Source organism: Serratia sp. BW106, assembly GCF_002607755.1.
GTDB lineage: Bacteria > Pseudomonadota > Gammaproteobacteria > Enterobacterales > Enterobacteriaceae > Serratia > Serratia proteamaculans.
Genome location: NZ_MCGS01000003.1, coordinates 252,109 through 277,268, shown reverse-complemented (window position 1 = coordinate 277,268; position 25,160 = coordinate 252,109). Strand labels below are relative to the sequence as shown.

General features: G+C 57.2%; 25 protein-coding genes. 16 read left to right on the top strand and 9 right to left on the bottom strand.

Annotation, left to right across the window (positions count from 1 at the left end; all coding sequences use genetic code 11):
• Positions 1-18: 18 nt before the first annotated feature.
• The 3 genes from BEI65_RS02855 to BEI65_RS02845 form a co-directional block, all read right to left on the bottom strand.
• On the bottom strand, positions 19-336 hold the full coding sequence (locus tag BEI65_RS02855) for a hypothetical protein (protein WP_099062039.1): 318 nt from the start codon (positions 334-336) through the stop codon (positions 19-21).
• Positions 337-611: 275 nt separating this feature from the next.
• On the bottom strand, positions 612-863 hold the full coding sequence (locus tag BEI65_RS02850; RefSeq protein WP_085116822.1) for a CsbD family protein: 252 nt from the start codon (positions 861-863) through the stop codon (positions 612-614).
• A 106-nt stretch (positions 864-969) separates the two neighbouring features.
• On the bottom strand, positions 970-2,466 hold the full coding sequence (locus tag BEI65_RS02845) for a PAS domain S-box protein (protein ID WP_099062038.1): 1,497 nt from the start codon (positions 2,464-2,466) through the stop codon (positions 970-972).
• A 238-nt stretch (positions 2,467-2,704) separates the two neighbouring features.
• Here BEI65_RS02845 and BEI65_RS02840 point away from each other — a divergent pair, with 238 nt between their 5' ends.
• The gene (locus tag BEI65_RS02840) at positions 2,705-3,676 is read left to right on the top strand and encodes a hypothetical protein (protein WP_099062037.1); all 972 of its coding nucleotides are present in this window, start codon (positions 2,705-2,707) and stop codon (positions 3,674-3,676) included.
• Positions 3,677-3,693: 17 nt separating this feature from the next.
• Positions 3,694-3,915, top strand: a complete 222-nt coding sequence (locus BEI65_RS02835) for a hypothetical protein (RefSeq protein WP_099062036.1) — start codon at positions 3,694-3,696, stop codon at positions 3,913-3,915.
• 73 nt (positions 3,916-3,988) lie between these two features.
• Here BEI65_RS02835 and flhA read toward each other — a convergent pair whose 3' ends face one another.
• From flhA to hypA, 6 genes are all read right to left on the bottom strand, one after another.
• Positions 3,989-6,055 carry a formate hydrogenlyase transcriptional activator FlhA gene (flhA, locus tag BEI65_RS02830; protein ID WP_099062035.1) on the bottom strand — a complete coding sequence of 689 codons (2,067 nt, stop codon included), beginning with the start codon at positions 6,053-6,055 and terminating at the stop codon, positions 3,989-3,991.
• 90 nt (positions 6,056-6,145) lie between these two features.
• Positions 6,146-7,159 carry a hydrogenase expression/formation protein HypE gene (gene hypE / locus BEI65_RS02825; RefSeq protein WP_099062034.1) on the bottom strand — a complete coding sequence of 338 codons (1,014 nt, stop codon included), beginning with the start codon at positions 7,157-7,159 and terminating at the stop codon, positions 6,146-6,148.
• A complete protein-coding gene (gene hypD / locus BEI65_RS02820) occupies positions 7,156-8,283 on the bottom strand; it encodes a hydrogenase formation protein HypD (RefSeq protein WP_099062033.1) in 1,128 nt (375 codons plus the stop codon). Before hypD ends, hypE begins: the two co-directional genes overlap by 4 nt.
• Complete coding sequence (locus BEI65_RS02815) at positions 8,270-8,563, bottom strand: HypC/HybG/HupF family hydrogenase formation chaperone (protein ID WP_099062032.1); 294 nt, start codon at positions 8,561-8,563, stop codon at positions 8,270-8,272. The genes hypD and BEI65_RS02815 overlap by 14 nt, the downstream gene beginning before the upstream one ends.
• Positions 8,554-9,348: a hydrogenase nickel incorporation protein HypB gene (gene hypB, locus BEI65_RS02810; RefSeq protein WP_099062031.1), complete on the bottom strand. Its 795-nt coding sequence runs from the start codon at positions 9,346-9,348 to the stop codon at positions 8,554-8,556. The genes BEI65_RS02815 and hypB overlap by 10 nt, the downstream gene beginning before the upstream one ends.
• 15 nt (positions 9,349-9,363) lie before the next feature.
• Complete coding sequence (gene hypA / locus BEI65_RS02805; RefSeq protein WP_099062030.1) at positions 9,364-9,708, bottom strand: hydrogenase maturation nickel metallochaperone HypA; 345 nt, start codon at positions 9,706-9,708, stop codon at positions 9,364-9,366.
• Positions 9,709-9,971: 263 nt separating this feature from the next.
• On the opposite strand from hypA, the gene hycA reads away from it, so the two are divergent.
• From hycA to BEI65_RS02735, 14 genes are all read left to right on the top strand, one after another.
• The gene (gene hycA / locus BEI65_RS02800) at positions 9,972-10,439 is read left to right on the top strand and encodes a formate hydrogenlyase regulator HycA (RefSeq protein WP_099062029.1); all 468 of its coding nucleotides are present in this window, start codon (positions 9,972-9,974) and stop codon (positions 10,437-10,439) included.
• Between the two features lie 87 nt (positions 10,440-10,526).
• Entirely contained in the window at positions 10,527-11,141 is a 615-nt protein-coding gene (locus BEI65_RS02795; RefSeq protein ID WP_099062028.1) for a 4Fe-4S dicluster domain-containing protein, read from the top strand.
• A complete protein-coding gene (locus tag BEI65_RS02790) occupies positions 11,141-13,009 on the top strand; it encodes a proton-conducting transporter membrane subunit (RefSeq protein WP_099062027.1) in 1,869 nt (622 codons plus the stop codon). The genes BEI65_RS02795 and BEI65_RS02790 overlap by 1 nt, the downstream gene beginning before the upstream one ends.
• Before the next feature lie 10 nt (positions 13,010-13,019).
• Positions 13,020-13,955 (top strand): respiratory chain complex I subunit 1 family protein, encoded by a 936-nt coding sequence (locus BEI65_RS02785; RefSeq protein ID WP_099062026.1) that lies wholly within the window; start codon positions 13,020-13,022, stop codon positions 13,953-13,955.
• Positions 13,956-13,977: 22 nt separating this feature from the next.
• Positions 13,978-15,681 (top strand): NADH-quinone oxidoreductase subunit C, encoded by a 1,704-nt coding sequence (locus BEI65_RS02780; protein WP_099062025.1) that lies wholly within the window; start codon positions 13,978-13,980, stop codon positions 15,679-15,681.
• Positions 15,682-15,693: 12 nt separating this feature from the next.
• Positions 15,694-16,239, top strand: coding sequence for a formate hydrogenlyase complex iron-sulfur subunit (locus BEI65_RS02775; RefSeq protein WP_099062024.1), 546 nt, complete (start codon positions 15,694-15,696; stop codon positions 16,237-16,239).
• A complete protein-coding gene (locus BEI65_RS02770) occupies positions 16,236-17,033 on the top strand; it encodes an NADH-quinone oxidoreductase subunit B family protein (RefSeq protein WP_099062023.1) in 798 nt (265 codons plus the stop codon). The genes BEI65_RS02775 and BEI65_RS02770 overlap by 4 nt, the downstream gene beginning before the upstream one ends.
• A complete protein-coding gene (locus BEI65_RS02765) occupies positions 17,030-17,446 on the top strand; it encodes a formate hydrogenlyase maturation HycH family protein (protein ID WP_099062022.1) in 417 nt (138 codons plus the stop codon). The genes BEI65_RS02770 and BEI65_RS02765 overlap by 4 nt, the downstream gene beginning before the upstream one ends.
• Positions 17,439-17,909 carry a hydrogenase maturation peptidase HycI gene (gene hycI / locus BEI65_RS02760; RefSeq protein WP_099062021.1) on the top strand — a complete coding sequence of 157 codons (471 nt, stop codon included), beginning with the start codon at positions 17,439-17,441 and terminating at the stop codon, positions 17,907-17,909. The genes BEI65_RS02765 and hycI overlap by 8 nt, the downstream gene beginning before the upstream one ends.
• A 162-nt stretch (positions 17,910-18,071) precedes the next feature.
• The gene (gene hydN, locus BEI65_RS02755) at positions 18,072-18,614 is read left to right on the top strand and encodes an electron transport protein HydN (RefSeq protein ID WP_099062020.1); all 543 of its coding nucleotides are present in this window, start codon (positions 18,072-18,074) and stop codon (positions 18,612-18,614) included.
• Between the two features lie 11 nt (positions 18,615-18,625).
• The gene (fdhF, locus tag BEI65_RS02750) at positions 18,626-20,782 is read left to right on the top strand and encodes a formate dehydrogenase subunit alpha (protein WP_099062019.1); all 2,157 of its coding nucleotides are present in this window, start codon (positions 18,626-18,628) and stop codon (positions 20,780-20,782) included.
• A gap of 91 nt (positions 20,783-20,873) precedes the next feature.
• On the top strand, positions 20,874-23,171 hold the full coding sequence (hypF, locus tag BEI65_RS02745) for a carbamoyltransferase HypF (RefSeq protein WP_099062018.1): 2,298 nt from the start codon (positions 20,874-20,876) through the stop codon (positions 23,169-23,171).
• Position 23,172: 1 nt separating this feature from the next.
• Positions 23,173-24,204 (top strand): HoxN/HupN/NixA family nickel/cobalt transporter, encoded by a 1,032-nt coding sequence (locus BEI65_RS02740; protein ID WP_099062017.1) that lies wholly within the window; start codon positions 23,173-23,175, stop codon positions 24,202-24,204.
• 398 nt (positions 24,205-24,602) lie between these two features.
• Positions 24,603-25,109, top strand: coding sequence for a hypothetical protein (locus BEI65_RS02735; protein WP_099062016.1), 507 nt, complete (start codon positions 24,603-24,605; stop codon positions 25,107-25,109).
• The last annotated feature ends 51 nt before the right edge of the window (positions 25,110-25,160 follow it).

The window sequence follows — 25,160 nt, the reverse complement described above, 5'->3', positions numbered from 1 at the left end:
CTCTGTCAGGAGCCCTCTCTAGCGAGCCAGTTCTACTCCGTCCAGTTCAGAAATCGCCAGGCAGTAAACCTCGGTGATGGCCTCCACCGTGTAGGCGGTTTTCGCCGGGATCATCAACATCTCATGCGCTTGCAGAATCTGATCCCCAATTTTGAGTTCACCAGACAAAACCATCAGTTTGACCCAACCCGGATGAAAACGGGCTGACTGTTGGCTGCCAGCATCAAGTTTCAACAGCGCCGTGTGCCCTTGCGCCTCACGTTTTAAGATATGGTAATAGACTCCATCGTAAGGCATTTTTTCGTAGTGCAGTGTCGCCAGTGTTCTTTTATGCATGATAGCTTCCTAGTAATCGGTGATTAGTTGGATCAAGTATCACAATTCCCTAACGGCCTTTGGGCCTGTTAATAAATATATAGGACGTATGCCCCAGACGCAAAATCAGAGGCAAAGGTTCTTTGCCCGGGTTATGAGAAATCTGCGGCTGCAAAGGGGGATCACTGGCGAAGTTGCATAAGATGACTGCGGGGACGACGAAGGCTTTGGTCTGACACCGGGGGGGCACATCTGGGGGAGAGTTCGCCCGCAGAGTGCGGGCGATTAAAACAGGGTTACCGGCGACGTAACAGCAGGCCCGCCAATAAACTCACGCCGGCAAAGATCGCCACAGTGGTGAGTGGCTTCTTCTTGACCAGGTCGCTGACGCAGCCCAGGGCATCGCCATACTTTTCTTGTATCGCCCCCGCCACGTAGCGGGCGCTCCCTTCGGCTTGCAGGCGTTCATCGCCCGTCACATCACCCGCAACTTCCTGCGTTTTGCCGACAACTTTATCCATAACACCTTCGATTTTATCGCTGTTCATCCTGTTCTCCTGAGTTTGATATCGGTAGATGACGGCCTCAATACTAAGCTGCCCCCTAGCCACTCATAAGGTCAATTTGCATGAAATTGACTAGTGCATTTGAGCCTTACTTTTCCTTTTTAGACTGGCGTTCACCGGCAAATAACCCCCGTTCACGGGCCCAGACAATGGCCTCACTACGGCTGTGCACGTCGAGTTTGGAATACACTGTAGCCACATGATTACGCACGGTATTGGCGGCAAGATTAAGGCGGGTGGCAATTTTCTTGTCAGGCAGGCCTTCGCAGATTAGTCCCAACACATCGCGCTCACGGGCAGTCAGATCGGTGAAGGAAACCCCAGACAGATGGGGTTTATTGATGCTTTTCACATTAGCCAGTTTCTCGAGCAGCGTTTGACTGAACCAAGAAGCATCTTGCATCACCTCTTCGATGGCGGACACCAACTCCAGTTCCGACCGTTTGCGTTCGGTAATGTCCATCATGACCAACAGATAACAGGGCGCGTCCTGAATACTCACAGCATCGGCGGAGACCACGCAGTCGATCACGTCGTTGCCCTTTTTCCGGACTTTAACATCCTGACTCTCGACGTTGCCGGTTTTTGCCAGCAGGGTAAACAAACGGCGACATTCCCCCTGCCCATCAATAACATTGAGATCCTCGACCGTCTTGCCGATCAGCTCCTCAGCGGCGTATCCGGTGGTCTTGATAAAGGCTTCGTTGATATCCAGCACTCGCTGCTTGTCCGCAGTGCACACCAGCGTCGGGACCGGGCTCAAACGAAAGGACTTGGCAAACCGCTCTTCACTCTCGCGTAACGCCGACTCGGCCTTACGGCGAGGCTCAAGGTCGGTAAAGGTAAACAGCATGCAATCTTCTTCATTGATGTCCAGCGGCTGCCCGGCAACGATCACCAGTTTGGTTCCCCCTGCGGGCAGTTTTAACTCGGCCTGCATTTGCGGAATGGTTGCCCCTTCACTCAGGCGCTGCACGGCCAGTTCCTTATTTTCCGCCTGCTCCAGTACATCCAGTGCGTAGACCGAATTACCCATTACCTGATCGCGGTGGTAACCGGTCATATCGAGGAACCCCTGATTGACCTTGATGTAACGCAGGTCGTTCAGGCTACAGATCACCGCGGGTGCCGGATTGGCGTTGAAGGTTTTTTCAAAGCGATCTTCGGCACTGGCCCACTCGGTGGCATCACTCAGGATCAATACCAATAACTCGGGCTGCCCTTTAGCGTCGGTGATAATCAGGCTGCGCAAACGGTGTACCCAGATAAACTCCGGCTCGCTGATGGGTTTTACCTCGACCAGCACATCACTGAATTCTTCACCCTTGGCCACCCGGTTAATCGGGTATTGCTCTGCGGTCAAAGGATGATTGTTGCGATAACGCAAGGCAAAACGCTCCGCGTACTCCTGGGCATTGGCTCCCAGCTCACGCAGTTTGGTCAGCCCATGCATGCTCAGCGCGGCTTCATTCGCCCACAGAATGGTCTGATCGATTTCGGTCAGGATCACCCCTTCGGTCAATCCTGAAATGATCTGTTGTAGTTGGCTGCGGTTAGTTTCGCTGGCAAGAACGGACTGGCTCATTATTTCTCCATAAGACAAAAGGCCTCGGGCCACCAAATGGCGATCTTCGCGCCTGGCAATGATGCGACTTCCCAACCAGCATAGTGCTTAAGTAGTTCATTCGCGGGGTGTGAATGCACTAGCACCAAGGGTGCAAATGAACCGGGACGATCGGTGGTGCAGATCGGCAGACTGATTCTGTCGGCGCAGCGGACTGCTGTGCGTACAACCCCTTGTCCAGTAAATATAAGGAATAACAATGACCACTGTCTATGAATCCAATCGCTTTGCGTTTCACGTTTCATGGGGCTCAATATTGGCCGGGAGCGCCATGGCACTGGCGACCTATCTGATCTTGAGTGTACTGGGTACCGCTGTCGGCGCATCGGCCGTGGACCCGATGCAGGCAGGTAATCCCCTGAGTGGCTTCGGTGTCGGAACCGGCATCTGGCTGTTTGTCACCACCTTGCTCTCCCTGGCCGCAGGGGCCTTTGTCGCCGGCCGAACCGCACCCAACCGGGGCGGTTTACACGGCCTGTTGAGCTGGGCGGTCACCACCTTACTGACCACCTGGCTGGTTATTTCTTTGGCAAGCGGCGTGGTCGGTCTGGCCGGAAATGCCGTTGGTAAAGGATTATCTCTGGCGGGTAACGGCCTGGCGGCGGCGGCACCGGGCATTGGCGACAGCGTTAAGCAGCAACTCGACAAGCAAGGCATCAGCCTGGATTGGGATGATTTGCAAAATCAGTTGGCTACCACGCTCAAGCAAACCGGCAAGCCGGAATTAGACCCGTCCAAATTGGAACAAAAAACCGAACAGGCTGGTGCGGACGGTAAACAGTCGGCGACCGATGCTGCCACCGATCCGGCCCAGGCCGCAGCGGAGCTTAAGCAATGGTTCGAGCGCGTGAAGCAATCTGGTGAGCCAACCCTGAATGCCGCTGATAAGGACGCACTGGTGAACATCGTTGCGGCTCGTACCGGCAAGAGCCACGCTGAAGCGACCCAAATTGTCGACAACTACGCTCAGGCTTATCAGCAGGCAGTACAAAAAGTCGAAAAACTGAAGGCTCAGGCTGAACAGAAAGCCCGCGAAGCGGCGGATGTGGCAGCCAAACAAGTCTCCCGTGCCGCCTGGGGCTCCTTGCTGATGCTGCTGTTGGGTGCCGCGCTGAGTTTTGGTATCGGGCGGATTGCGGTATCAACACGTCGCAACGTTGTTGTGAGTTGATCAAGGATGGATGTGTCATGAAACGAGACCTGTCATCGATCTCATTGAATTATCGCAAAGTGGTTGGGGCTTCGATACCGGTACTGGTTATCGATTTCTTCAATGAAAAAAACGAGCGTTATACCCTGCGCTATAACTTGCCGCCGGATACCCCGGAACGGACGGAGCGACGGGTGTCTTTACTGCTGCATCTGCTGCGCAAGCAAAGACCGCATGAGATTGATGAAGTGACACCCTAACTCAAATTAAGCGACAAGCAAGGCCCAAGCCGGAGACTCCGCCGGACTTGGGCCTTTTAATTACCCCATCCGATTACTTGACCAAAATCCCCCACTTCTTCATGCGTGAAAGTAGCGTAGTGCGTTTGAGCCCCAGACGCTGCGCGGCACCACGGGGGCCGGCCACCACGCCGTTGGTTTCCTTCAGCACGCGGATAATCCGCTGGCGTTCGTCTTCTCCCGCCTGGATCGGCTCCGCTGCCGGCAAGGGTAAGGCCATCGAAGGCACCGGATAGCGCAGTTCGGGCAACTCCAGATTAAGTACCGTACCCTGCGTCAGCAATACCGCCCGTTCGATGACATTCTCCAGCTCGCGCACATTGCCCGGCCAGGGCATCTGGCTTAGCAGACGCAGGGTCTCTGCCGGAATGCTGTCGATGGTGCGCTTCATCCGCCGTGCGATTTTATAGGTAAGAAACTTCACTAATTGCGGAATGTCTTCCGGCCGCTCACGCAAGGGGGGGATGACAATGGGGAACACATTCAGCCGGTAAAACAGGTCGCTGCGAAACTCGCGATCGGCCACCATTTGCTGCAGGTCACGGTTGGTGGCAGCAATCAGACGCACATCTACCGAGATCACCTTGTTACCGCCTACCCGTTCAAACTCCCTCTCCTGCAATACCCGCAGCAGTTTAGGCTGAAGTTCGACGGGAATTTCCCCCACTTCATCCAGAAACAGCGTTCCTTTATCCGCCAGTTCAAAACGCCCCATCCGCTGGTTGGTGGCCCCGGTGAAGGATCCCTTTTCGTGACCAAACAAATCGCTTTCCAGCAAACCGGCCGGCATCACCGCGCAGTTCATTTTCACCATGCGCTGGTCACGCCGCTCACTCAGGTTGTGAATAGCGCGAGCAATCAATTCTTTACCGGTGCCGGTTTCGCCGAGGATCAGCACCGAACAGTCACTCTTGGCCACCATTTCGACCTGTTTCAGCACCGCAGACATCACCACGCTGCGCCCGACAATCTCACCGAAGTCCGGGTTATTGCCGTTGATTTGCTCGGTCAGATACAGGTTTTCATGCACCAGGCTCTCTTTGAGCCGGTTGATTTCCTGGTAGGCCAACGCATTGTCCACCGCAATGGCGATACGTTCGGCAATCTGCTGTAACACCCGCAGATTGGCAGCGTTGAAATTGTCCGGCTGACACTGTGCCAGCTTCAATACGCCCAGAGTCTTTTTGCCAAACACCAGTGGCAAGAGGCACAGCGTTTGGATTTGATCATGCCAGAGATCGAACAGTTGGCGTTCATAGGCCGCCAGGCGATCGGAATGCTTGAGGTTCAGCAGCAGCATTTCGCCGCTCTGCATCACCTGTTCCGATAAGGTTCCTGCCAGGGCCACACTGTACTGTTGGCGCTCGACCACGTCGTCTTGCAAGTAATGTGTGGAATAGACGGTCACCTGATCGGTTTTATCGACACACAACACCATGCTGATGGCGTCGATCTTGAAAAAACGGTGGATCTCCGTTGAGATTTCGCCAATCAAATCATCCAGATCGAGCTTTGACAGCACCGCGTTGGTCACGTCGACCAAAACACGGTAATCGTCTCGTTCATGGCGCAACTGGCGCTGGCGTGTTTCTGCCTGCTCACGCAATGTGATCTGCTCTGCCGCCAACGCGACCAACTCCATCAGCGTCTGTAACTGCACCAGACCCGCATCACTGAAAGGTTGCGCGCTATTGCGTAACAGTTCGCAACCGCCAATCAGGGTGCCACCGGCATGCAGTGGCATCAGGCAATAGTGGCTAAAGGAGGGGTACAACGCCAGGGCGCTGATTTGCGGGTAACGCGCATGCAGATCTTCACTCTGCCAACGTTGTGCCAGTGGGCTCTGCCGTAACCGGCTGACCGGTCCGTTAGCCAGCAGGGTTTCATCCTGATAGATAACCGGCTGCCGCTGCGCGTCCAGCCCATGAAAACACACGCGCTCACTGTGTGGGTCAAACAGCACCAGCGTTACATTGTCGGCCAGTTGCTGACGTTGCAGCAGCTGGCGTAGTTGCCGTAACAGATCGGCGAAGCTGTGCTGACTGAGCAGCGTGCGAGTTATTTCGAGTAATTCTTGTTTTTCTAATTGTGCATTCGACATTGTTTATCACTTGCCTGAGTCGCGATGATGATGTTAGTGAGTCACGTCACAAAGTGTAACGCTGGGCGGCAAGGTTCTCCCCCGACCGGATCAACAAATGCGCGGCAAAGGTTCAGCATGCGGCAAATCCAGCAGGCGGCTGATGCCATAAGCGCCTTGCAGCCTCACCTGGCGTCCTGACGTCACCCGGCCAATCACCGTAGCGGCCTTGCCCAACGGGTGAGCCTGCAAGGCAGCCAGCACTGCAAGTTCGGCCTCAGGTGCGGCCACCACCACCAGTTTTCCCTCGTTGGCAAAGTTGATGGCATCCAACCCCAACAATTCACAAATACCCCGAACCGCCGAGGCTACGGGCAGCAGATTCTCTTCCACCTCGATCCCCACACCGGCCGCACGAGCAAACTCATGCAGAATGGCGTTCACCCCGCCACGGGTGGCATCACGCAATGCCCGCACGCCGTTAATGGCCCGCAATGGCGCGATTAACGGAGCCAACACCGCACAGTCACTGATCACGTCCAGCGACATGCCCAGCTTTTCCCGCAGGTTGAGGATAGTTGCCCCGTGATCGCCCAGGGTGCCGCTGACAATGACGGCGTCGCCGACACGGATATGGGTCGCCGCCCAATCCAGGCCCGGTGGGATCACCCCGATCCCGGCAGTATTGATAAACAGCTTGTCGGCGGCACCCCGCTGCACCACCTTGGTATCTCCGGTGACAATGCGAATACCGGCCTGCTGTGCGGTGGCGGCCATTGAAGCCACCACCCGCTGTAAATCGGCCAGTGGCAAACCTTCTTCCAGGATGAACCCGCAGGAGAGATAACGCGGTAATGCACCACTGACCGCCAGATCGTTAGCCGTACCGCAAACCGCCAGTTTGCCAATATCACCGCCCGGAAAGAAAATCGGGTCAATCACGTAGCTGTCGGTGGTAAATGCCAGCCGATCGCCCTGTTGGGTTAACTCGGCCAAATCCAGTCGGGCCTGATCTTCGCGCTGATCCAACTGTGGGTTGGCGAAGGCCGGCAAGAAAAGCTCATCCAGCAGTTGCTGCATCGCCGTGCCGCCGCTGCCGTGAGCCATGGTAATCACGTTATTCATGCCGGGGTTTCCTCTGTTTCACGGCGGTATTGGTACCAGGCGGCGCAGGCCCCTTCTGAAGATACCATCAGCGCACCAAAGGCGTTTTGTGGCGTACAGCCACGGCCAAACAACGGGCAATCTCGCGGTTTGCAGCGCCCGGTCAGTACTTCCCCACAGCGGGCATGAGGATCGTCAGCCACCTGCCGATGCTGCGGACGGAAGCGTCTTTCTGCATCGAAGGCACGATAGGCAGCGGTCAGGGCAATGCCGGAGTCGGCAATGGTGCCAAGACCGCGCCATTCGCTGCCGCCGCCCAGCACAAAAACATCGCTCATCGCCTGCTGTGCCAACAGATTGCCCTGTTCCGGCACCACCCGCCGATATTGGTTTTCGGTTTGGCTCTGCTGCCCGACGAACTGTTCAATCAACATCATCACCCCTTGCAAGATATCCAGCGGTTCAAAACCGGTTACCACCAGGGGCTTGTGGTATTGCCGGCTGATAAAGTCATAGGGCTCGGTGCCGATAACCATGCTGACATGGCCGGGCGCCAGAAAACCGTCGATGCGCACATCCGGCTGTTGCAACAGGCTGCGCAAGGTGGGGATCAGGCTGATGTGCTGGCAAAACACGCTGAAGTTGTCGAGCGCTTCCAGCCGGGCCTGTTGCAAAGTGATCGCGGTGACCGGCATGGTGGTTTCGAAACCCAGGGCAAAGAACACCACCTGCCGCTGGGGATTTTGCCGCGCCAGCATCAGTGCATCCAACGGCGAATAAACCACCCGCACGTCGGCCCCGCGCTCGCGAGCCTGCAGTAACGAGCCTTGTTTGCCCGGTACCCGCAGCGCATCGCCGAAGGTGCAAAAAATCACCTCCGGGTGAGCGGCGATTTCGCAACAGGCATCGATACGGCCCATGGGTAACACGCAAACCGGGCAGCCGGGGCCATGAATAAATTCAATCTGTGGGGGCAGCAGTTTATCCAGCCCAAAGCGGAAAATGGCATGGGTATGGCCACCGCAAACCTCCATGATTTGCAAGGGGCGTTCAGCGGTAAACGGCAACTGCACCGCTCGCTGCCGGATATGCTGTAGCAGGGTTTTTACCCGTTGTGGATCGCGGAATTCATCAACGTAATGCATGCTTGCCTTCCCCCGCCAGAAACAGTGCCACGTCCTGCTCCACTTCCCCCATCGCCTGCAGTGCCGCCAGCATCTCCTCGGCCTCTTGTTGGTCAAGGCGACTCATCGCGAAGCCCACGTGGATCAGCACCCAGCAGCCGATCATCGCCTCTCTCGGCTCACCGTCCTGACGCACCAACGCAATGTTCACTTCCCGTTGCACGCCACAGACTTCAGCCCAGGCGTGCTGGGGCTGCTTTTCATCCAGCGCCACGATCTGCCCGGGAACGCCTATGCACATAGCTGCTCCTCCAGCCAGGCCAGCCACTGATCCATGCCTTCGCCGCTGGTCGCCGACAGGGTAATCACCTCAATGGTCGGGTTCACCTGTCGCGCATTGTCGATGCAGGTGGCCAGGTCGAAGTTCAAATACGGCAACAGATCGATTTTGTTGAGCAGCATCACCCGGGCAGCAGCAAACATATGCGGGTACTTGAGTGGCTTGTCTTCCCCTTCGGTGACCGAAAGCACCGCCACCTTATGGCGTTCCCCGAGATCAAAACTGGCTGGGCAAACCAGATTGCCGACGTTTTCGATAAACAGCAGGCTATGGGGTTTGAGTTCCAGACGTCGGGCAGCCTCGTGAACCATTTGCGCATCCAGGTGACAACCTTTCCCGGTATTCACCTGAATCGCTGGGACGCCGGTGGCACGAATGCGTTCTGCATCGTTAGTGGTTTGCTGGTCACCTTCCACCACCGCGCACGGATGCCGACCACGCAGCCGCAGCAGGGTTTCTGTCAGCAACGTGGTTTTACCGGAGCCGGGGCTGGAAACCAGATTCAGCGCCAGAATGTGCTGCCCGGCAAAATATTGCCGATTGCCTTCCGCCAGACGATCGTTTTTATCCAGCACCCGGGTTTCAATTTCCAGCATCCGGCGCTGGCTGATGCCCGGCGCATGGGTGCCCGCCAACCCCAGGCCGTAATGCAGATCGCCCTGCACATTGCGTTGCGGGCGGAATGGCACCTTCACTTCCCCTTCAATCGTCAGTTCGCCCTGAGCACATCCGCAGGTACTGCACATAGTCGTTCCCCTCTGTTATTCAATTTCCAGACGTTTTATCTGCAAACCATCATCGGCCTGCACCCGCAGGTTGCGCCCGGAGCAGTGTGGACAAACCAGCACCTGCGGCATCAGTAACTCGACGTCGGCCTGGCAGTCATAACACCAGGACAGCGCTTTCTGTTCGATCAGATGCAGTTCGCAGCCTTCGGCCAGGGTGTCGCGGCACACCATGTCAAAGCAGAACCTCAATGACTCCGCTTCGACACAGGAAAATGCGCCAATCTCGAACCACACCGCGGTAATACGCTGCGCATGATGTTGGTTAGCCTGTTGCTGCATTATTTCCATCGCATGTTGGCACAAGGTTATTTCGTGCATCCGGCCTCCGGTAATGGCGATAAAACGCGTTATTTACCTCACATTGCAAATAGGGTGCCAAGTCGCCAATGACATATTTGTCGAGCGTCATGTCATCGTCAGTGATTAACCCGTTCATTGCCTAACCGGCTGGCGGGTTAATTTAATCCTGATAATTGAATTAAAAGGAAATAATGAAATTTACCGGAGCTTGGCACGCTTTATGCTTTAACTCGCTGACCCGGAGCTATTTCGACAACGACCATCAATATTGAGTGACGACAATGAGTACAATCAGTGAAGTAACCAGTCAGGCCGATTATATCGCCAACAAAAGCAACCGCCTGATGGCGCAGTGGCAGACTTACCACAGCACCCTGGTCAAGGCGGTGACCACCACCAAAAAGAAGATTAATCATCAGTTTACCTACGGGCAGGAAAACGATCTGCGCTTTGTCCTGTTCAACCACTTTACGGTCAGTATCCAACTGAGCGAGGGCTTTTACAGCCGTGATATTTGCTACCGCATTAATCTGGCCACGGCCCATGAGCCGGAAAACTTTGCCCCATTCGCCCATGCCACGCTGGATGAAAATGGCAATATCGACGGTGTAATAAACAACCGCGATATGCAGGCGGTATTTGATCATTATCTGGATAAGATCGCCGTTATTTATCAATGCCTGTTTGATTCCCTGCATGACGGCCACGCCATTCATGATGCACTGAAGAAAATAACCTTACCCGTCTGACCGTCGGCGTTAATCACCGACAGAAAACTGTCGAAGCGTCATTTTTTACTGACGATTTCGTCATAAATGACGAAGCAAGGAGTGTGCATGAACCGCTTTATTATTGCGGACCCCAAATTGTGTATTGGCTGCAATACCTGTATGGCCAGTTGTTCTGCGGAACACCGGCAACAAGGTTTGCAGGCATTACCCCGCTTGCAGGTGATACGTAACGCCCGCGACTCGGCCCCGGTGATGTGCCACCAGTGTGAGGATGCTCCCTGTGCACAGGTATGCCCGGTCAACGCTATTCGTCATCAGGATAACGCCATCGTACTGAACGAAAGCCTGTGCATCAGTTGCAAACTCTGCGGCATTGCTTGCCCGTTCGGGGCGATTGGCTTCGGCGGCAGTAGCCCATTGGCGATCCCCAGCGACTGCAACACCCCGCTGGCACTGCCGGCGGCCAAGGCACCACGCCCGATCAGCGCCTTCCTGGATTGTGTGCCCGGTGTGCGTGCCGTGGCGGTGAAGTGCGATCTCTGCGACTTCAGCCCCGAAGGCCCGGCCTGTATCCGCACCTGTCCAACCCAGGCTATCCGGTTGGTCACTGACCTGGACGTACGCAACGCCAGCGAACAGAAAAGGCGCAACGCCATGCAGGCGCTCAGCGCCGAGTTGCCGTTCGCCGCCGCCCCTGGATCCCACAAGGAGCCGAATTGATGATGTATGCCCTTCTGCCCGACCCGTTGTTGCTGCTGACGCCGGCATTGGTGGGGTATTTACTCTGCGCCCTGTTGGGCTGGTTATTGGCCCCCTGGTCACGCATCAGCGTCCTGCTGAGTGGCGGCACCTTGCTCTGTGCTGTCGCTTCGCTGCTGGCGGCGCTGCAAATGCTGTTTGCGCCACTGCACAGCGATCGTTTGCCGTGGTTGCATTACGCAGTGGAAATCAGTGGCCTTAACGCCCTGCTGCTGCTGGTGATGGCGCTCAGCGGGATCTTTGCCGCGCTCTATCACGCAGGCAGCTTATCCAGGCTGAACCCGCGCGCCCGTGGCCGACAGGTTGGATTAATCAATCTGATGCTGGCGGCATTAAGCGCCGCGGTGATGGCCGATAACGCCCTGGCTTTGCTTTTGTTACTCGAGCTGGCGGCACTGTGCGGCTATTTCCTGATTGTCCATGCCCCGAGCGCTAAAAGCCTGCGCGCCGGGCATAGCCAGTTCTTGTTGATGCGCTCAGGCACCCTGCTGTTGGTGATCGCCTTCGCATTGATCTATTCCCACAGCCACAGCCTGCAGTTCAGCGTGATCCGCGCCACGCCATTGCCGGACGCGCTGCGTAACGGCGTTTTCCTGCTGGCGCTGGCCGGCTTTGGCATTTTTGCCGGGGTGATGCCGTTACATGCCTGGGTGCCGCAGTCCCACAGCAATGCACCTGCCTCCGCCGCCATGCTGTTTTCCAGCGCGCTGATGAAGGTCGGCCTGCTGGGTATTTTGAAAGTCGGACTGGATCTGCTGGGCACGCCGCCGTTGTGGTGGGGATTACTGGTGCTGCTGTTGGCTGCCGGCACCGCCTTTTTCGGTGGGTTGTATGCGCTGATGGAACACGATCTGCGCCGCTTGCTGGCTTACCACACGCTGGAAAATATCGGCATCATCCTGCTGGGGATCGGGGGAGCCATGGTCGGTATGGCGCTGCAACTGCCGTTACTGACCGCCTTCGCCCTGATTGGTGGCCTGTTCCACCTGCTGAATCACAGCCTGTTCAAAAGCGCATTGCTATTGGCGGCAGGAGCGATTGAACAGCAGACCGGGCTGAAGGACATGGAAAAAATGGGCGGTTTGGCACGGCTGATGCCCTGGACCGCCGTTTCCCTGCTGATTGGCCTGGTGGCGATGGCGGCATTACCGCCGTTGAACGGTTTCGCCAGTGAATGGTTGATCTACCAGGGGCTGTTCCACTTTAGCGCCGCGCCCGGCTTTATTGGGCATCTGTTCGGCCCGCTGTTGGCCGTGGTCCTGGCCCTGACCGGCGCGCTGGCGGTGATGTGCGTCAGCAAGGTCTTTGGTGTTGCCTGTCTGGGAGCACCACGCTGTGCTGCCGCCGCGAATGCCGTTCAAGCCAACCTTTGCCTGACGCTGAGCCATGCGCTGCCCGCTTTGTTGTGTCTGGTTTGTGGCCTGGGTGCGCCCTGGATCATTCCACTGTTTGCCCGCCTGACCGGCATGACGACCGAGCAGTCGCTTTCCGTCACCGGCACGCTGGTTTCCACCCCGCTGATCGCCATTTTATTGCTGGCGATGCCGCTACTGCCGTTGTTGATCGCGGCGCGTTATCAGGCACGTCGCCAACCTCGTCGGGTGCAAGGCAGCGCCTGGGCCTGCGGCTATGGGCATGAAGACGCGATGGTGATCACCGCGACCGGCTTTGCTCAACCGCTGCGGGTGATGTTTGCCCCGCTGTACCAACTGCGTCGCTGGCTGCCGGAAAACTTCGGTGATGGGTTACACCGTAACGAATTCGTGGCCTTCTGCCGTGGTCTGGCCGCCGTAGAACTGGCGGTGCTGTTGGCCGTGGCTTTTGCCTGAGGAGATGACAATGACCTATCCCAATGTATTACTCGGACTGGCGCAGGCTCTGCTGCTACTGGCTATTGCCCCGCTGTTTGCCGGTATCAGCCGGGTGCTACGCGCGCGCATCCATAGCCGCCGTGGCCCTGGCGTATTACAGGAATACCGTGATATCGCCAAACTGCTTAAACGCCAAAGCGTGGCACCGGGAGCTTCCGGCCTGACATTTCGCGCCATGCCTTACTTGTTGACCGGCACCTTGCTGGCCATCGCCTGTGCGCTGCCGATGTTGACTACTGCCTCACCGCTGCCCGCCATCGGCGATGTGATCACGCTGATCTATCTGTTCGCCGTGGTGCGCTTTGTGTTTGCCATTGCCGGGCTGGATACCGGCAGCCCCTTTACCGCCATCGGCGCCAGCCGCGAAGCGGTGCTGGGCATTTTGGTCGAACCAATCCTGCTGCTCGGTCTATGGGTGACGGCACTGGTCGCCGGTTCCACCCAACTGAGTGCCATGGTGCAGAGCCTGCTGGGTTTGCCGCATCACGCGGGATTAGCGCTGCTGCTGGCCGGTTTGGCCTGCGCATTCGCCACTTATATCGAGATGGGCAAGCTGCCGTTTGATATGGCCGAAGCCGAACAAGAGCTACAGGAAGGCCCGCTGACGGAATACTCCGGCGTTGAGCTCGGCATCATCAAATGGGGCATCAGCCTCAAACAACTGGTGGTACTGCAACTGTTCCTCGGCGTGTTCCTGCCCTGGGGCCAAGCGGCACAGCTCACCGCTCCGCAACTGTTGATCGGGCTGGTACTGGCGCTGCTCAAGCTGCTGTGCGCGGTGACGCTGATCGCACTCATCGAAAACAGCGTGGCACGTTTGCGCTTCCTGAAAACCGCCCGTACCACCTGGGCCGGGTTTGGGCTGGCTTTTCTGGCGCTGGTTTCCTGGCTGGTCGTCGGCTGAATAATGATTAAGGCAATCAATAATGACTAACGAACATCAAGGCCAGCACTATCTGGCGGCACTGCAGCAACAGTTCCCCGCCGCCATGCTGGCAGCAGAATGGCAAACGGACGATCAGTTGACGGTCACCGTGAAACTCAATGCGCTGCCGGAAGTGGTGGAATGGCTGTATTACCAACAGGGTGGCTGGCTGTCGGTGCTGTTTGGTAACGATGAACGCACGCTGTGTGGCAGTTATGCACTGTATTACGTGCTGTCGATGGAGAAAGGCACCAAGTGCTGGATCACGGTGCGTGCCGAAGTCGACGCCCAAACGCTGGAGTTCCCTTCCGTGACGCCACGGGTACCGGCGGCCGTCTGGGGTGAACGCGAAGTGCGCGACATGTATGGCCTGCGCCCGATTGGCCTGCCGGACGAACGCCGCTTGGTACTGCCGGATGACTGGCCGGACGATCTATACCCGTTGCGCAAAGACGCCATGGATTATCGCCAACGGCCTGCCCCCACCACCGACGTGGAAACCTATCCATTCCAGAGCCTGGCCGGTAGCAAAGCCAACGTGGTGCCGATCGGCCCGCTGCATATCACCTCGGATGAACCTGGCCATTTCCGGCTGTTCGTCGACGGTGAAGACATCATTGATGCCGACTACCGGTTGTTCTACGTGCACCGGGGAATGGAGAAGCTGGCCGAAACCCGCATGGGTTACAACGAAGTGACCTTCCTGTCGGACCGGGTGTGTGGCATTTGCGGGTTTACCCACAGCGTGGCGTACACCAGTTCGGTGGAGAACGCGATGGGCATTCAGGTGCCGGAGCGCGCCCAGATGATCCGCTCAGTCCTGCTGGAAGTGGAGCGCCTGCACAGCCACCTGTTGAATCTGGGGCTGGCCTGCCACTTCGTCGGTTTCGACTCCGGCTTTATGCAGTTCTTCCGGGTACGTGAACAGTCGATGAAGATGGCTGAAATCCTGACCGGGGCGCGTAAAACCTATGGTTTGAACCTGATTGGCGGCATCCGCCGCGACATTCTGAAAGACGACATGCTGCAAACCCTGCGGCTGGCGGCGCAAATGCGCAGTGAACTGGTGGATCTGGTCGATATCTTGCTCAGCACGCCAAACACCGAACAGCGCAGCGTCGGGGTTGGCCGTCTCGATCCACAGGTTGCCCGCGACTACAGCAACGTCGGCCCAATGATCCGCGGTAGCGGCCACCGTCGCGATACCCGCATCGACCATCCGTTTGCCGGTTACGCCAAGCTGCCGGTAGAACTGTGCGTGGAGGACGGCTGCGACGTCTATTCGCGGCTTAAAGTGCGTATTCACGAAGTGTTCAACTCGCTCGGTATCATCGAGTTCGGGCTGCAAAGTCTGCCAAGCGGGCCGCTGGCGGTGGACGGTTTCACCTATATCCCGCACCGCTTTGCCCTGGGCTTTGCCGAAGCCCCGCGCGGTGACGACATCCACTGGAGCATGACCGGCGACAACCAGAAGCTGTTCCGCTGGCGCTGCCGGGCCGCGACCTACGCCAATTGGCCGACCCTGCGTTACATGCTGCGCGGTAACACGGTTTCTGACGCCCCGCTGATCATCGGCAGTCTGGATCCCTGCTATTCCTGTACCGATCGCATGACCATCGTCGACGTGCGCAAACGCCAGTCCATCATCGTGCCGTACAAAGAGATTGAGCGTTATGGCATCGAACGGAAAAACAAACCGTTCTAACCGGAGCCCATCATGCTGAAACTGATTAAAAAAGTGCTGAAAACCGGGCCAGCCACCGTGGCCTATCCGGCCCAGCCGTTGGTGATTGACCCGAACTTTCGTGGCAAACCCGAATACAACCCACAGCAATGTATTGCCTGTGGTGCCTGCGCCAACGCCTGCCCGTCCAATGCGTTGACCATGGCGACAGACCTGAGTAATGGCACGATCCGCTGGCAGCTGTTTCTCGGTCGTTGCATCTTTTGCGCTCGCTGCGAAGAGGTTTGCCCCACCGCCGCCATCCGGCTTTCGCAACAGTTCGAACTGGCGGTGTGGCGCAAAGAAGATCTGTACGAGCAAGCCGATTTCGCCCTCTGCCATTGCCGCCAGTGTGGTAAGCCCTACGCGTCGCAGAAGGAGATTGACTATGCCATTGCGCTGCTCGGGCTGAACAGTACCGAAACCGCCGCGCGCCGCACGCAGTTTGAAACCTGCCCGGCCTGCAAACAGCAGCAAAACCTGACCCAGGCCGATCGCATTGACATTGGCCGCCATCTGACCCGGGAGGTCATCTCATGAATCCGCCACTGATTGGCCCTCGCGACGAAAATGGCCTGCCGGTGCCGATCACCCTCGACGAAAGTATCGCCAAGCTGAAAACCACCCTGCTGAAAGATATCCGCCGCTCGGCCTATGTTTACCGGGTGGACTGCGGGGGATGCAATGGCTGCGAAATCGAGATTTTCGCCGCTATTTCCCCGTTGTTCGACGCTGAACGCTTCGGTATCAAAGTGGTTCCTTCACCCCGCCATGCCGATATTCTGCTGTTTACCGGCGCGGTCACGCGCGCCATGCGGATCCCGGCGATCCGCGCCTGGCAGGCCTCACCCGATCCGAAAATCAGCATCTCTTACGGTGCCTGCGGCAACAGCGGTGGCATCTTCCACGATCTGTACTGCGTATGGGGCGGCACCGATCGCATCGTCCCGGTCGATGTCTATATTCCCGGTTGCCCGCCGACCCCGGCGGCCACCATTTACGGTTTTGCCATGGCGCTCGGCCTGTTGGATCAAAAAATCAAAGGTCGCCAGCATGATGAAACCGATGGCGAAGCCACCCGACTGTTGCACCCGGCATTGCCCCAGCCACTGCGGGTATTGCTGGATCGGGAAGCCCGGCGGATGGCCGGATATCGCTATGGCCGTCAGATCGCCGATCAGTTTATGCAACTGCTGGCCGCAGACAGCCCCCTGCCGGTCGAACAGCGCATTAGCACTTACCTGCAACAGCAGGACGATCTGCGCCTGAGTGAGATTGTCGGCAACCTGCAGGGCATCTATCAACGGGTACTGCGTGGGGAGCTGCGACTATGAGCCATTCCCATGCGCAGGTGGTGTTTTACTCCCTGAGCCGCAAGTTCGTGCAGGAGAAAAAAGCCCCGCCCAAAGCCCAGGAGGTGATCTATTACAGCCTGGCGATCGGCCATCATCTGGGGGTTATCGACTGTCTGGAGGCCAAAATCAGCTGCCCGTTGGCCGGGTTCCACGGCTGGGTGGCCCAACTGCCCGCCGACAGCACCGCCCGGCGCAAGCTGGAAGGGGTCGACCGCTTCGGTGAGATCTGTATCGACAGCAGCCACACCCACCTGTTGGCCACCGCGTTGAGCGGGGCCGCCCCGCAGATGAGCGCCCAACAGCAAGACTGGAGCCAACAGCTGATCGCCCTGCTGCAGTCGATTGAAAACGAACCCGCCATTTACCTGATGGTCCGGAGGCATGATGACTGACGTTTTATTGTGTGTAGGCAACTGCATGATGGGAGATGACGGCGCCGGACCGCTGCTGGCGGAACTCTGTGCCGGTAATCCCCCCGCCGGCTGGACGGTGATTGACGGCGGAGCCGCGCCGGAGAACGACATTGGCCATATCCGCGAACTGCGCCCCGATCGGTTGGTGATTGTCGATGCCACCGACATGGGGCTGGCGGCGGGTGAAACCCGGGTGATCGATGAAAAAGACATCGCCGACATGTTCATCATGACCACCCATAACCTGCCGCTCAATTTCCTGATCGACCAACTGCGCGAAACGGTGCCGGAGATCACCTTTATCGGCATTCAGCCCGAGGTAGTGGCGTTTTACTACCCGATCGGCGCGGCGGTACAGCAGGCGGTGACCCGGCTGCATCAACGCCTGCATGACTGGCCGATTAACGGCGGCTACTCGCCACTGGTGGTGACGAATGTCTGACACGGCATCGTCATTTGTGTCGACATGCCGTCGGACACTTCGTCATCACCAGGCTAACTCACTGCTTTTACTTGATTTTCAGGATTGGCATGCTTTATGCCTAATCCGAGGCACAACCTATCCATTGTCATACCCGGATGAAGGGTAACCCAGGAGTTATTGATGAACCGGTTTATCATCGCCGATCCCAAGAAATGCATCGGCTGCCGTACCTGTGAAATTGCCTGCGTGATGGCACACAGCGAAAGCCAGGATATTTCAGCGCTCAACGCCGCCAGCTTCGCCCCACGCCTGCACGTGATCAAAGGCGTTAACGTCAGCACCGCCGTGCTGTGCCGCCAGTGTGAGGACGCTCCCTGTTCCAACGTCTGCCCCAATGGCGCTATCAGCCGCACCAATGGCATGGTGCTGGTGATGCAGGAACGCTGCATCGGCTGCAAAACCTGCGTAGTGGCCTGCCCCTACGGCGCGATGGAAGTGATCACCCGCCCGGTTATCCGCCAGAACGGCGCCATGATGAGCGCCACCACCGAGAAAGCCGAAGCCCATAAATGCGACCTGTGTATCGGCCGTGATAGCGGCCCGGCCTGTATGGAAACCTGCCCAACCAATGCGCTGCACTGTGTGGATCGCAACATGCTGCAGGAAATGAACGCCGAGAAACGTCGTCGCGCCGCACTCGACACCATGTCGTCACTGTTTTAGGAACTGAACCGATGAAAAAAATCACAACCGTCTGCCCTTACTGCGGTGCAGGCTGCAAAATGAAACTGGTGGTCGACAACGGTAAAATCATCCGTGCCGAAGCGGCTGAGGGCGTGACCAATCAGGGCGAGCTGTGCCTGAAAGGCTATTACGGCTGGGACTTTCTCAACGATACCAAGCTACTGACCCCGCGCCTGAGCCAACCGCTGATCCGCCGTGAAAAAGGCGGCAAGTTTGAGGCCGTCAGTTGGGATGAGGCGATCCGCTACACCGCCCAGCGATTGCAACAGATCAAAGATAAGCACGGTGCCAGCGCCATCATGCACACCGGCTCATCACGCGGTACCGGCAATGAAACCAACTACGTGATGCAGAAGTTCGCCCGTGCGGTGATCGGCACCAACAATGTCGACTGCTGCGCCCGCGTCTGCCACGGCCCATCGGTGGCGGGTTTGCAGGCCACGCTGGGTAACGGCGCGATGAGCAACTCGATTGGTGATATCGAAAACTCCAAATGCCTGCTGGTCATCGGTTACAACTGCGCCGACTCGCACCCTATCGTGGCTCGCCGGGTGCTGAAGGCCAAAGAGAAAGGCGCGCAGATTATCGTGTGCGACCCGCGCCGTATCGAAACCGCGCGCATTGCTGACCAGCATTTGCAGATCAAGAACGGCTGTAACATGGCGCTGGTGAATGCTTTCGCCTATACGCTGATTGAAGAAAACCTGTATGACCGCGATTACGTGGCGAAATACACCGAGGGGTTCGAGGCTTATCGTCAGCAGTTGGCGGACTATGCGCCGGAAGCGGTAGAACAACTGACCGGCGTCAGCGCCCAGCAAATTCGCCAGGCGATGCGCACCTACGCCAGCGCCCCTTCTGCCACCATTATGTGGGGCATGGGGGTCACCCAGTTCGGCCAGGCGGTCGACGTGGTCAAAGGGCTCGCCAGCCTGGCGTTGCTGACCGGTAATCTGGGCCGGGCCAACGTGGGCGTCGGCCCGGTACGTGGGCAAAACAACGTTCAGGGCGCCTGCGACATGGGCGTGCTGCCGAATGAGTTCCCCGGCTATCAGGCCGTCACCGACGCTGCGGTACGCGCCAAGTTCGCCACCGCCTGGGGAATTGATGCCGCCAAAATGGATCCGAATGTGGGCTATCGCATCACCGAAATCCCGCATTTGGTTCATGAGGGCAAAGTGAAAGCCTACTACATCATGGGCGAAGATCCGTTGCAGACCGAGGCCGACCTGAGTCTGGTGCGCGGCGCGTTCGAGGCGCTGGAGTTTGTGGTGGTGCAAGACATCTTTATGACCAAAACCGCCGAACAGGCCGACGTGATCCTGCCCGCCACCTCCTGGGGTGAGCATGGCGGCGTGTTCTCCTGTGCCGACCGTGGGTTCCAGCGTTTCGAGAAAGCCATTGAACCGCAGTACAACGTCAAACGCGACTGGGACATCATCAGCTTGCTGGCCACCGAGATGGGTTATCCGATGCATTACGACGATAACCAGCAAATCTGGGACGAAATGCGTGAGCTCTGCCCGCTGTTTTATGGCGCGACCTACGAAAAAATGGGCGAGCTGGGCCACGTGCAATGGCCTTGTACCACGCTGGAAAGCCAGGGCACCCCTTACCTGTATCAGGGTAACCAGTTCACCACGCCGACCGGCAAAGGCCAGTTGTTCGCCACCACCTGGCGTGCCCCGGCGGAAGTGCCGGATGCCGGTTATCCGCTGGTACTGTGTACCGTGCGTGAAGTCGGTCACTACTCCTGCCGTTCGATGACCGGTAACTGCGCCGCCCTGCAAACTCTGGCGGACGAGCCCGGCTTCGTGCAGATCAATCCGCAGGATGCCGAAGCGCTGGGTATTGCCGACCAGCAACTGGTGTGGGTCAGCTCGCGCCGCGGCAAGGTGATCAGCCGCGCCAACTATAACGAGCGCATTAACCTGGGCGCAGTGTATATGACCTACCAGTGGTGGATCGGCGCCTGTAATGAGCTGACTCAGGAGAATTTGGATCCGATCTCCAAAACGCCGGAAACCAAATACTGCGCGGTAAAACTGGAGGCGATTGCCGATCAGAACTGGGCGGAAAACTATGCGCAACAGAGCTATAGCGATATGAAAGCCCGCCTGCGGCGCGCGGTTGAAGATGTGATGTAAAGTTACACAGTCATTTTGTAGGGGGCGAATACATTCGCCCCGATTAACGCGGGCGCAGTATGCAGCGCCCCTACACAGAGAGTAATAAAAAGTGTCCCATTCAGGATTACTGCTGCGCATCAGCGGCAAAGTACAGGGCGTCGGCTTCCGGCCTTTTGTCTGGCAACTGGCCGAACAACTCAACCTGCATGGCGAAGTCTGGAACGACAGCGCCGGGGTGGAAATTCGCCTGGTACAACCCGTTGATCTGGAAGTATTCCTGCATGTGTTGTACCAGCAGGCCCCGCCTCTGGCGCAGATCGAACGTATCCAGCAGCGCGCGTTTACCTGGCTGCAAGCCCCCAACGATTTCAGTATCCGCCCCAGTCAGCATGGCGCCAAGGCGACCCAGATCGTACCGGATGCGGCGACCTGCCCCCAATGTCTGCAGGAAATGAACGATCCGCAGGATCGGCGTTACCGTTATCCTTTTATCAACTGCACCCATTGCGGTCCCCGTTTTACCCTTATTCGCGCCATGCCTTACGATCGCCCGGCGACCAGCATGGCGCCCTTCACCCTTTGCCCACACTGCGCCTGGGAATACCATTCTGCACAGGACCGACGTTTTCATGCCCAGCCGGTGGCCTGCAGCGACTGCGGCCCCCAGTTGTTTAGCTGTCTGGCTCAGGGTCAGGCACAGCATCAGGGCGAAGCAGCGCTACAACAGGCGGTGGCTGCGCTGGCCGCCGGACAGATTGTGGCGTTCAAAGGCCTGGGCGGCTTTCACCTGGCTTGCGACGCCACCGACACCCAGGCCGTCGAACGACTGCGTCGGCGTAAACGGCGGCCAGGCAAACCGCTGGCGGTGATGGTGCCGGATGCCAGTTGGCTGGTGCGCTGCGCCAGTGGCATTGATCAGGTGCAGTTGCAGGCGTTGTTGACTTCGCCCGCCGCGCCGGTAGTGCTGGTCCCTCAATCCGCATACTCACCGCTGTCTGCCGCCGTTGCGCCGCAGCTCGATGAAGTGGGCCTGATGTTGCCCGCCAACCCGATTCAGCATTTGCTGATGCAGGCCATACAGCGTCCACTGGTGATGACCTCAGGCAATGCCAGTGGCCGTGCTCCGGCGTTAACCAATGACCAGGCCTTGGCCGACCTGGACGGCATTGCCGATCTGTGGTTGATGCACGATCGCGAGATCCTGCAACGCGTTGACGACTCGTTGGTGCGTTTGCTAACCGAAGGCCATGAAATGATCCGCCGGGCGCGTGGATTCGTTCCCGATGCCCTGCCGCTGCCGCCCGGTTTCCCCGCTCAGCAGGCCCTGTTGGCGGTGGGCGGCGATCGCAAAAATACCTTTTGCCTGGTGCTGGGCGATCAGGCCCTGCTCAGCACGCATTTTGGCGATTTGGAGCAAGAGGATATTCAGCAACAGTGGCAGCAGGCCATTCAGCACTTCACCGGCCTGTACCATTGCCAGCCACAGCGGCTGGCCAGCGATGCTCATCCCCATTACATCAGCCATCAATGGGCCGCCCGGCAGTCACTGCCGGTGACCCCGGTGCTGCATCATCATGCGCATCTGGCCGCTTGTCTCGCCGAGCACCGCTGGCCACTGGAAGGCGGGCCGGTGATTGGTCTGGCACTCGATGGCCTCGGGTACGGCCAGGGCGGTGCCCTGTGGGGCGGCGAATGCCTGCTGGTTGATTATCGCCGTTGCCGTCATCTGGGGGGATTACCCTCAGTGGCACTGCCCGGCGGCGATCTGGCCGCACAGCAACCCTGGCGTAACCAATTGGCGCATTTCGCGCGCTTCGTACCGGACTGGCAAAGCTACCCTCAGGCCGAACGGCTGCAGGCTCTGCCCTGGCAACCGCTGCTGAAAGCGATTAACGCCGGTATTAATGCCCCGCTGGCCTCCTCCTGCGGCCGTTTGTTTGACGCCGCCGCTGCCACCCTGGGCTGTGCCCCGGCACAACAGAGTTGGGAAGGCGAAGCGGCCAGCCGGTTTGAAGCCCTGGCTCACCAGAGCGGACCTTGCTCTCACCCGGTGACATTGCCACTGAAAGGCGAGCAATTTGATCTTGCTGCGTTCTGGCAACAGTGGCTGGGCTGGCAAGCCCCCGCCCCTCAACAGGCCTGGGCGTTCCATGATGCGCTGGCGCAAGGCTTTGCCAACCTGGCCAAATTTTTTGCCGCTCGGCATGGCATCCAACATGTGGCGTTAAGCGGCGGCGTACTGCACAACCGCTTATTACGTGAACGGCTACAGCACCATCTGGCACCGTTGCAGGTGCTGCTGCCACAACAACTGCCGGCGGGCGACGGTGGCCTGGCGTTGGGTCAGGCACTGGTCGCCTGTGCCCAGCATTCCCCGACTTCCTCTGTAAACCCTGACAGGATGTAACATGTTAAACCGCGAGTTTTTCCACACCCATACCCGCGCCTTTTGGCTATTACTGGCGTTGGTAGCGCTGAACCTGTTGGCCTGGGGAACGGCATTTGCTGCGTTCCATCAGTATCCGGCACTGATCGCCGCCGCTTTGCTGGCTTATGGTTATGGGTTGCGCCATGCGGTGGATGCTGACCATATTGCCGCTATCGACAACGTCACCCGCAAGCTGATGCAGCAAGGCCAGCGCCCGGTGTCCGTCGGCGCATTCTTCTCTTTGGGCCACTCCAGCATCGTGATCCTGGCCTGCATTGCGATTGCCGCCACCTCTCTGGCGTTTGGCGATCGCATTGGCTGGCTGCATCAGTACGGCGCGACTCTGGGTACGCTGATCTCCTCGCTGTTCCTGCTGGCCATGGCACTGTTGAACTGGCTGATTTTCTTCGATGTTTATCGCATTTTCCGTCAGGTGAAACGCGGGGAGAAACTGGTGGAGCAAGATGTTGCCCTGCTGGTGAACGGCACCGGCGGCGTGATGACACGGCTGTATCGCTTTGCTTTTAATCTGGTGAATAAAAGCTGGCATATGTATCTGGTCGGCTTTTTGTTTGGCCTGGGTTTTGATACCGCTACCGAAGTCGGCCTGTTGGGCATCTCCGCGGCGGGTGCCACCTCGGGTCTGTCGGTCTGGTCGATTATGGTGTTTCCGTTGCTGTTCGCCAGCGGCATGGCGCTGATTGACTCTCTGGATAACTTTGTGATGGTCGGCGCTTATGGTTGGGCTTTCAATAAGCCGATCCGCAAGCTGTATTACAACATGACCATTACCGCCACCAGCGTGGCGATTGCTTTGGTGATCGGCGGCCTGGAAGGTCTGGGGTTGTTAGCCGACAAGCTGGGGTTACAGGGTGGCCTGTGGCGCGGTGTTGAAGTTCTCAATGACAACATGGGCAGTGTAGGTTACGCCGCCATCGCGCTATTTGTGGTGCTGTGGGCATTGTCCGCGCTGAATTACCGGCGCAAAAATTATGACTCGCTGACCCTCTAGCCCCCTTACCGGCAGCCGCCGAGGCTGCCGGTAAAAATGACTTCATTCGTTATTAAATACTTTCAGTTAATATTATAACTCAGGATATTAATCGACCTGCTCCGAATGTTATCTTTATTAACCAATAACAATGAGTTATTTAAATAACGACAAGTTACTATAAAAATACTTAAGAAAAAACGACGTATCATTGCAATTCAGACTATGTTTATTAATGTTGTAACTCACGCATGGCAAAATTAAATACAAGTTCGCTGCTATTTAATTTAACTACCAATAAATCAATGTAGTAAACAGCAGTCAGGAGTGGAATCGTTACAACAATATTCTTCATTGGTGATCGCCACGTCCGAGCCCAAGACAATATCCAATCGTAACTCATTAATACAGGTGATATTATGTCTATTGATAAAACACAGATGACTAATGCCATCAATTCGGCGTTAGCTGAATTTCACTCCGTAATAAGAATCGATAATTTAAATTCAGATAAAACCACCGACGGTTCAATTGGTTGCACTCAATTCGCCGGAGCCGTTTATGAAAAAGCAGGAGGAAAGGACACGGATAAAAGTTACAGAATCAAAGTCAATAACCTGACCGGAGATGAACTTAAGAAATATAAAAATGGAGGTCTGGTTAATATACTGCTCGACTATGATAATTGGGATTACACTCACGCATGCTGCATTTATTTTTCTTCAGACACCTCTTATGTTATTCAGACCTACCTTAATCACACCGTACGCATCGTCACCTCATTTGAACACGCTGTTTTAAATCAACTTTGGCATCAATATGCAGAGACCAAAGGCGGCAATGCCGAAGTCTTTAACTCGCTGTTTTCAGTCAAGCCAGTGAACCTGCCCAATGTGGTCGAAGTTATTATCACAGAATTACTTTGAGGCAACTTGGCACATTCACTCCCTTTGACGGCAGCCCAACGTTCCCGGATT

What these genes read in the sequence shown, in the direction of transcription:
- hypA (WP_099062030.1), bottom strand. Translation starts at nt 9,708, where the DNA reads ATGCACGAAATAACCTTGTGCCAACATGCGATGGAAATAATGCAGCAA.
- hycA (WP_099062029.1), top strand. Translation starts at nt 9,972, where the DNA reads ATGAGTACAATCAGTGAAGTAACCAGTCAGGCCGATTATATCGCCAAC.
- BEI65_RS02780 (WP_099062025.1), top strand. Translation starts at nt 13,978, where the DNA reads ATGACTAACGAACATCAAGGCCAGCACTATCTGGCGGCACTGCAGCAA.
- BEI65_RS02795 (WP_099062028.1), top strand. Translation starts at nt 10,527, where the DNA reads ATGAACCGCTTTATTATTGCGGACCCCAAATTGTGTATTGGCTGCAAT.
- fdhF (WP_099062019.1), top strand. Translation starts at nt 18,626, where the DNA reads ATGAAAAAAATCACAACCGTCTGCCCTTACTGCGGTGCAGGCTGCAAA.
- BEI65_RS02770 (WP_099062023.1), top strand. Translation starts at nt 16,236, where the DNA reads ATGAATCCGCCACTGATTGGCCCTCGCGACGAAAATGGCCTGCCGGTG.
- hypB (WP_099062031.1), bottom strand. Translation starts at nt 9,348, where the DNA reads ATGTGCAGTACCTGCGGATGTGCTCAGGGCGAACTGACGATTGAAGGG.
- BEI65_RS02775 (WP_099062024.1), top strand. Translation starts at nt 15,694, where the DNA reads ATGCTGAAACTGATTAAAAAAGTGCTGAAAACCGGGCCAGCCACCGTG.
- BEI65_RS02785 (WP_099062026.1), top strand. Translation starts at nt 13,020, where the DNA reads ATGACCTATCCCAATGTATTACTCGGACTGGCGCAGGCTCTGCTGCTA.
- BEI65_RS02765 (WP_099062022.1), top strand. Translation starts at nt 17,030, where the DNA reads ATGAGCCATTCCCATGCGCAGGTGGTGTTTTACTCCCTGAGCCGCAAG.
- BEI65_RS02815 (WP_099062032.1), bottom strand. Translation starts at nt 8,563, where the DNA reads ATGTGCATAGGCGTTCCCGGGCAGATCGTGGCGCTGGATGAAAAGCAG.
- hydN (WP_099062020.1), top strand. Translation starts at nt 18,072, where the DNA reads ATGAACCGGTTTATCATCGCCGATCCCAAGAAATGCATCGGCTGCCGT.
- BEI65_RS02850 (WP_085116822.1), bottom strand. Translation starts at nt 863, where the DNA reads ATGAACAGCGATAAAATCGAAGGTGTTATGGATAAAGTTGTCGGCAAA.
- hypE (WP_099062034.1), bottom strand. Translation starts at nt 7,159, where the DNA reads ATGAATAACGTGATTACCATGGCTCACGGCAGCGGCGGCACGGCGATG.
- BEI65_RS02740 (WP_099062017.1), top strand. Translation starts at nt 23,173, where the DNA reads ATGTTAAACCGCGAGTTTTTCCACACCCATACCCGCGCCTTTTGGCTA.
- BEI65_RS02790 (WP_099062027.1), top strand. Translation starts at nt 11,141, where the DNA reads ATGATGTATGCCCTTCTGCCCGACCCGTTGTTGCTGCTGACGCCGGCA.
- flhA (WP_099062035.1), bottom strand. Translation starts at nt 6,055, where the DNA reads ATGTCGAATGCACAATTAGAAAAACAAGAATTACTCGAAATAACTCGC.
- BEI65_RS02855 (WP_099062039.1), bottom strand. Translation starts at nt 336, where the DNA reads ATGCATAAAAGAACACTGGCGACACTGCACTACGAAAAAATGCCTTAC.
- hycI (WP_099062021.1), top strand. Translation starts at nt 17,439, where the DNA reads ATGACTGACGTTTTATTGTGTGTAGGCAACTGCATGATGGGAGATGAC.
- BEI65_RS02840 (WP_099062037.1), top strand. Translation starts at nt 2,705, where the DNA reads ATGACCACTGTCTATGAATCCAATCGCTTTGCGTTTCACGTTTCATGG.
- hypD (WP_099062033.1), bottom strand. Translation starts at nt 8,283, where the DNA reads ATGCATTACGTTGATGAATTCCGCGATCCACAACGGGTAAAAACCCTG.
- BEI65_RS02845 (WP_099062038.1), bottom strand. Translation starts at nt 2,466, where the DNA reads ATGAGCCAGTCCGTTCTTGCCAGCGAAACTAACCGCAGCCAACTACAA.
- BEI65_RS02835 (WP_099062036.1), top strand. Translation starts at nt 3,694, where the DNA reads ATGAAACGAGACCTGTCATCGATCTCATTGAATTATCGCAAAGTGGTT.
- BEI65_RS02735 (WP_099062016.1), top strand. Translation starts at nt 24,603, where the DNA reads ATGTCTATTGATAAAACACAGATGACTAATGCCATCAATTCGGCGTTA.